Below are 6,543 nucleotides of genomic sequence, written 5' to 3'. Positions count from 1 at the left end.
CCTTGTCCTGATTTTTGTTAATCCACTATATTAATCGACGCATCGGGCTTGGGCGAAAAAATTAAAGACGGCAAAAAAACCGTACTTTCTCGCGAAGAAGAACAAAAAATCTGCAATACCTTCACGCACAAACAGGCAGTGGAAGATTTCAGTGTGGTAATCGGCTACGATGAAATCAAAGCGAAGAATCACAGCTTGTCGGCGGGGCAGTATTTCGAGGTAAAGATTGATTATGTGGATATTTCCGCCGACGAATTTGCGCAAAAAATGGCGGGATTTTCAGCGGATTTGGATAAACTTTTCGCCGAATCTGCCGAATTGGAAAAAGAGATTAAGGATAGATTGGCGATGTTGAAATTCAATTCATAAATACCGATGAATGAAACCGGTCAAACTTAAAATGCCGTCTGAAAGCCTTTCAGACGGCATTTTGTTTGGTTTGGAAAATACTTATGCCGTTCTTTCCCTGAAAGAGAGAATCCAAAAAACCAAAGCCACAGGAATTTATCGGAAATGACAAAAACCCGACGAACCGGATTCCCGCCTGCGCGGGAATGACGAATTAGAAGTTACCCGAAATTTGCAAAAACAAAATCCAACCCAACAGACCGGGTTTTCGTTTGCACGGAAATAATGCAATAAATAAAGCAAATATAAAGTATTTGAATTTACTATATTATTTTTCCGCTTCTTCAAAGCCGACGACTTCCAAACCGAAGCCGGTCAGACCGGTGAAAGATGAGGGCTGCCCGAGGACGCGCAGTTTTTTGACGTTGAGGCCGACGAGGATTTGTGCGCCGATGCCGTAGCTTTTGCTGTCCCATTTGTAGGCTTGGTTTGCGCCTTTAGGCAGGGTGCGGTCGAGCAGGGATGCGCCGTCTTCGGTGCGGTGCAGAAGGATGACGACGCCGCTTTCGGCTTGTTGGATGCGCTCAAGGGCTTTGGGCAGCGACCATGAATGGCGCGGGTTGGCTTGAATGAAGTCCATCACACTGAAGGGTTCGTGGACGCGGACGAGGGTTTCGGTGTCGGCGGCGGGCGTGCCTTTGACGAGGGCGAGGTGGGTTTCGCCGGAGAGTTTGTCGACGTAAACGTGTTGTTGGAACTCGCCCCACGGGGTTTGTACAGGCGCATTGCCCATGTCTTCGAGCAGGCTTTCGGTACGGCTGCGGTATTCGATGAGGTCGGCAATGGTGCCGATTTTAAGGTTGTGTTCTTCGGCAAACTTCATCAGCTCGGGCATACGCGCCATGGTGCCGTCGTCGTTGATGATTTCACAGATGACGGAGGCAGGAATCAGCCCGTTCATTTGCGCCAGGTCGACGCCGGCTTCGGTGTGTCCGGCGCGGACGAGTACGCCGCCTTTTTGGGCGCGAAGCGGAAAGATATGACCGGGTTGGACGATGTCTTCGGGTTTAGCGGTCGGGGAAACGGCGGTTTGAATAGTCAGGGCGCGGTCGGCGGCGGAAATGCCGGTGGTAATGCCGTGTGCGGCTTCGATGGAGACAGTAAAGTTGGTGCCGTATTGCGCGCCGTTTTTTTGGGTCATCATCGGCAGCCCGAGTTTTTCGACCATTTCGCCGTCCATCGGCAGGCAGACCAAGCCGCGCGCGTGTTTGATCATGAAGTTGATGGCTTCGGGCGTGACGAATTGCGCCGCCATCAGCAGGTCGCCTTCGTTTTCTCGGTCTTCGGCATCGGTGATGATGACCATTTTGCCGGCTTTGATGTCGGCTAGGATTTCGGGGATGGGGGAGATATGGGACATGGTGTGTTTTCCTGTGTGTTCGGACGGGCGGGCGGTGTGTTCGGTATCGAGCCAAAAGGCGGGCATTTTTGCCGCCTGTTCGATTTTACGGGCTTTTTTCTCGCCGAAGGATTTGTTTTTCAAAAGGGCGGAGAGTTCGCCTGTGTTGAGGGCAACGGCTTCAGCAAAACGAGTTTGCAAACCGCCGTAGTGTTCTGCTATCCATTGCCGCAGGTTGCGGCGGCGCAGACCGGCTGTGTCGGTCATCGTTTCATCCTTTGTAGAAATCGGATGTAGCGGATTGTAATCGCGTATTTACCAAAAAGCAAATCTGTTTTTTCGCTAAACCGAATTATTTGCTTTTTGGTAAACAGATGCCGTCTGAAGCCGGATTCGTGGCTTCAGACGGCATTGCCGCAACCCCGCCGGCGGGGCGGCTGTTTCTTCCCGCCCGCTTCCGATTCGGGGTTTGCCGGAAGCTTATTCCGAAAAAAATTTTTGATAAACGGCCTTGATTGCCGGGTACAGCATAGGCGGTACGAGCAGGCGCAATATCGGCAATCCTATGATGAATGCGGTCTTCCCGATAAAAACCGGACGGATTGCCTTCGCGCCGAATATCTTTCTGCATTTTTCTTTAAATGAAAAATATTTCCGGTAGATGACGATAATGTTTTTGGAAAAATAAAGCCTTACCAATATAGACCTCAGATAGCCGATATTGTCGAAGACAAATTTTTGCAAACCGCCGTAGATGGGGGAATTTTTGTTTTCGACTAAAAAATCCACACCCCGGTCGAGATGCGTCAGCACATCGCTGAAATTTTTGTATTTGATGTTGTGGCTGATAGAGCCGCCGAGAACGCGGTACTGGTAAAAAGGGTTATCGTAAAAGGCAAAAGTCTTGATAAAACGCGCCAATTGCAAACTGTACGGGAAATCCTCGTGAATGTATCCTTTTGGGAAAAACAGATTGTTTTTGATGATGATTTCCCGCCTGACAATCTTTGTCCACGCGTTGGCGATATAGTACCGCCCCTCCACCAGCGTTTCAAAATGGCGGACAAAATCATTATCCGAAAAGTCCGCCCCTTTGGGGATGTCGCGGTAATTGAAGGACGAGGGATGCAGGATCAAATCAACCTTTTTGTCTGCAAGTTGTTGTAAATCAAAGAGAATCCCCCCCCCGCGTTTTTTGAACGGTTGGTATCGGCCCAATAGTCGTCGCTGTCCAAAAAGATTAGGTAATCGCCTTTTGCCGCCCGGATACCGGCGTTGCGGGCATCCGACAGCCCGCCGTTTTCTTGATGAATCACTTTTATATGCGGATATTTGCCTGCATATTCGTCGCAAATCTTCCCGCAGCCGTCCGGCGAACCGTCATCGACCAAAATCATTTCATAATCGGCAAAATTTTCGGCAAGCACGGAATCCACGCAGCAGCGGAGGTATTTTTCCACATTGTAAATAGGGACGATGATGGAGAAAATCATAAATATCAATCCATTATATTAAGATGTTTGCGCGTATGCCTCAAACCCGCGCTCGCAATGCGTTTGCATCCACTATAAAACTTATTGCTTTATCAAGGTATGGAAACCTGTTTCCCGAAAGGCGGCGCAGGATGCCCGTTCCCTGCAACTTTGCCTTATTCCGACATCAGATGTCCCAGCTTGTCTGCTTTGGTTTGGAGGTAGCGTTTGTTTTCAAGGTTTTCCCCGACGTGCAGGGGGATGCGTTCGACCACGTTAATCCCGGCATCTTTCAGGGTTTGGATTTTTTCGGGGTTGTTGGTCAGCAGTTTGACCGAGCGGATGCCCAGATATTCGTAGATAGATTGCGCCAAACGGAAATCGCGGGCATCGACGGGCAGCCCGAGTGCCAAATTGGCTTCAACCGTATCCATACCTTGGTCTTGCAGATGATAGGCGCGGATTTTGTTAATCAGCCCGATGCCGCGTCCTTCCTGACGCAGATAGACGATGATGCCGCGCCCCTCTGTCTGTACCGCCCTCATGGCCGCTTCAAGTTGAGGTCCGCAGTCGCATTTTCTCGAGAACAGCGCATCGCCCGTCAGGCATTCGGAGTGGATGCGCGTCAGAACCGGATTGCCGTCTGAAAAATTACCGACGGTCAGCGCGACGTGTTCCTGCCCGTTTGCCTCTTCAAAGCCGTGCATCGTAAATACGCCCCATTCGGTCGGCAGGCGGCAGGATGCCACATGGTTCAACATTTCAGACATCTTCACTCCCATCTTTTCCGGCAGACATACCCAACAGCAGTTTCAAAGGTTCGGACAAAGCCAAGGCAAGAGCCACCCATTCCACCTGTGCTGCCGTACCCGCACACTCTGCGCATTCAAATTCCACATGAACCACGCCCAACACACCGCCACTTTCCGTGCAGACCGGAATGGAAATTTGCGCCGCCGAAGCATGATTGCGTTCTCCCGAAAGCTCTCCCAAATCCAACCAACGACGCACATCCGAGGCAATATTCATCCAGCCGCTTTGCGCCGAACGGCAAGCCAGCGAAACCTTGCCTGCCGCTTCATCCAAATCCCACAGGTTTTCCAAAACCTCGCCCTGCCGGGACAGGCAAACCAGCCGAAAGGCGGCATTTTCAGACGGCATCAGGGCATAAACGGCTGCGGCGCGCACGCCTTTACAGCGTGAAAACACCGAATCCAAAGCCATGAAAAGCCGTTTCAGACCTTCCTCATTCCCGCTGTTTTGCTCCAAATAATCGGCAAGCCTCCAATCCTCATGCTCAAGCCACAAAACCGAACGCTCAATCGAAGCCGTCCCCATATCCATTACCGTCTGCGCCGTCAGATACGCCGCCCGAACCTCGTCAAGCGGCAGCTTCAAACCCTGAGTCAGCAGAAAATCCTTAATCAAAGCAGCAGGCATACCCAAATTCCGTCAATAAAAACAAAAAACCGCCCGATTCCGATGTCAGGCGGACGAAAAACAGATTTTACCGCCCCAAACCCCAAGCCATCAACAGCCCCGCCGAAAACCTTGCACAAAAAAACAAAATCTGTATAATTGTCCAATTCCCATGCGGACGTGGCGAAATTGGTAGACGCACCAGATTTAGGTTCTGGCGCCGAGAGGTGTGAGAGTTCGAGTCTCTCCGTCCGCACCAATAATGATAAATAAATCATATAGTTAATGCTTATCGGGACAAATTAGTGCCACAAAACATAAGTCGTCTGCTTTTCAGCGGGCGGCTTTTTTATCTGCCTATATGTTTCAACACGCAGAACGGTACATAAAGTGCCGCCATTTGTTCTACCCCGAATCAGAAGCGGGTGCTTCCGCCCGCAATCAGATTCACCGCCCCTAATGCCGGGGTTTCAACTGGAAAGAAGAAAATATTGATTTTGATGATGGCATCAAAAAACCCCTTCCGCCCGTCTGCCAAAAGGAATGGTTAAGAAAAGCAATGCGTCTTTTGATGGAACGCGATATATAAGGAATTGAGGGGAAGGGCAGGCGGGTTTCTGCCCGTTAATCCTGCGGACGATCCCGCCAAACCCGACACGCGCGGGCATATGGCGGATTGTTTACAATATTGTCTAAAAATCTGAACCTGCAAACGCGAAATAAGGTAGAATACGCCCCGTTATTTTACCGTCCAATCCCCATTTACCAAGGAAAAATGATGAGTACTTCATTGAGTTACCGCGATGCAGGTGTCGATATCGACGCAGGCGACCAACTGGTCGAAAACATCAAACCGTTTGCCAAACGCACCATGCGTCCGGAAGTATTGGGGGATTTGGGCGGTTTTGGCGCATTGGTCGAAATCGGCAAGAAATATAAAAATCCCGTATTGGTCAGCGGTACGGACGGCGTGGGTACCAAGCTCAAACTTGCCTTTGATTGGGATAAACACGATACGGTGGGCATCGACCTTGTTGCAATGAGTGTCAACGATATTTTGGTTCAAGGAGCAGAACCTCTGTTTTTCTTGGATTATTTCGCCTGCGGCAAATTGGATGTTCCGCGCGCAACCGATGTCATCAAAGGCATTGCACAAGGTTGCGAAGAATCCGGCTGCGCCCTGATTGGCGGGGAAACTGCCGAAATGCCGGGTATGTATCCCGTCGGAGAATACGATTTGGCGGGTTTTGCCGTCGGCGTAGTGGAAAAAGAGAATGTCATTACCGGCCGCAGCATCGGCGCGGGCGATGTGGTATTGGGTTTGGCTTCCAACGGCGCACATTCAAACGGCTATTCCCTTATCCGTAAAATCATCGAACGCGACAATCCCGATTTGGATGCCGAGTTTGATAATGGCAAAACCTTGCGTGAGGCTGTTATTGCGCCGACCCGTCTGTATGTGAAACCGATTCTTGCCGCTTTGGAAAAATTTACCATTAAAGGTATGGCACACATTACCGGCGGCGGCATTACCGAAAACGTGCCGCGCGTGTTGCCTGAAAACACGGTTGCACAAATCGATGCTAAATCGTGGGAATTGCCCAAGCTCTTCCAATGGCTTCAAAAGGCGGGCAATGTGGAAACCCAAGAAATGTACCGAACCTTTAACTGCGGCATCGGCATGGTCGTTATTGTTGCTGCCGAAGATGCCGATGCGGTTCAGGGTCTCTTGGGTGAACAAGGTGAAACAGTTTACCGTTTAGGTTTGATCCGTGAGCGTCAGGGAGACGAGCATCAAACCCAGGTTGCCTGATTGCTTCTATAGCGAAATGCCGTCTCAAACATGGGTTTGGACGGCATTTTTATAGAGGATGGCGGATTCGCATTTGAAGTGCAACTTTCCCT

The 6,543-nt window shown here is 50.4% G+C and carries 8 protein-coding genes and 1 tRNA gene; 4 read left to right on the top strand and 5 right to left on the bottom strand.

The annotated features are described in order from the left end of the window. Positions 1–27 precede the first annotated feature (27 nt). On the top strand, positions 28–369 hold the full coding sequence (locus HMPREF2959_RS06845; RefSeq protein WP_172586825.1) for an N-6 DNA methylase: 342 nt from the start codon (positions 28–30) through the stop codon (positions 367–369). 31 nt (positions 370–400) lie between these two features. Next, positions 401–517 (top strand): ABC transporter, encoded by a 117-nt coding sequence (locus tag HMPREF2959_RS11190; protein ID WP_225905341.1) that lies wholly within the window; start codon positions 401–403, stop codon positions 515–517. A 159-nt stretch (positions 518–676) separates the two neighbouring features. Here the strand turns inward: HMPREF2959_RS11190 and ribBA are convergent, their stop codons facing one another. The 5 genes from ribBA to HMPREF2959_RS06815 all read right to left on the bottom strand — a co-directional run bounded on the left by ribBA (position 677) and on the right by HMPREF2959_RS06815 (position 4,659). Further along, entirely contained in the window at positions 677–2,014 is a 1,338-nt protein-coding gene (gene ribBA, locus HMPREF2959_RS06835) for a bifunctional 3,4-dihydroxy-2-butanone-4-phosphate synthase/GTP cyclohydrolase II (RefSeq protein WP_002243538.1), read from the bottom strand. Between the two features lie 213 nt (positions 2,015–2,227). Beyond that, the gene (locus HMPREF2959_RS13275; RefSeq protein WP_002243537.1) at positions 2,228–2,884 is read right to left on the bottom strand and encodes a glycosyltransferase family protein; all 657 of its coding nucleotides are present in this window, start codon (positions 2,882–2,884) and stop codon (positions 2,228–2,230) included. Further along, positions 2,881–3,240, bottom strand: coding sequence for a glycosyltransferase family 2 protein (locus HMPREF2959_RS13270; protein ID WP_002233910.1), 360 nt, complete (start codon positions 3,238–3,240; stop codon positions 2,881–2,883). Before HMPREF2959_RS13270 ends, HMPREF2959_RS13275 begins: the two co-directional genes overlap by 4 nt. 155 nt (positions 3,241–3,395) lie before the next feature. Next, complete coding sequence (ribA, locus tag HMPREF2959_RS06820; protein ID WP_002220947.1) at positions 3,396–3,989, bottom strand: GTP cyclohydrolase II; 594 nt, start codon at positions 3,987–3,989, stop codon at positions 3,396–3,398. Beyond that, entirely contained in the window at positions 3,982–4,659 is a 678-nt protein-coding gene (locus HMPREF2959_RS06815; RefSeq protein ID WP_002243535.1) for a hypothetical protein, read from the bottom strand. The genes ribA and HMPREF2959_RS06815 overlap by 8 nt, the downstream gene beginning before the upstream one ends. A 153-nt stretch (positions 4,660–4,812) precedes the next feature. Here HMPREF2959_RS06815 and HMPREF2959_RS06810 point away from each other — a divergent pair. Together HMPREF2959_RS06810 and purM are read left to right on the top strand one after the other, a co-directional pair. Beyond that, a tRNA-Leu gene (locus HMPREF2959_RS06810) sits at positions 4,813–4,897 on the top strand. A gap of 519 nt (positions 4,898–5,416) precedes the next feature. After that, the gene (gene purM, locus HMPREF2959_RS06800; protein WP_002226346.1) at positions 5,417–6,451 is read left to right on the top strand and encodes a phosphoribosylformylglycinamidine cyclo-ligase; all 1,035 of its coding nucleotides are present in this window, start codon (positions 5,417–5,419) and stop codon (positions 6,449–6,451) included. Positions 6,452–6,543: the final 92 nt, after the last annotated feature.

The organism is Neisseria sp. HMSC070F02, from assembly GCF_001814225.1.
GTDB classification, from domain to species: Bacteria; Pseudomonadota; Gammaproteobacteria; order Burkholderiales; family Neisseriaceae; genus Neisseria; species Neisseria meningitidis.
Note: the sequence above shows the minus strand (reverse complement) of the source record. Positions and strands in the feature narration are given on the sequence as shown.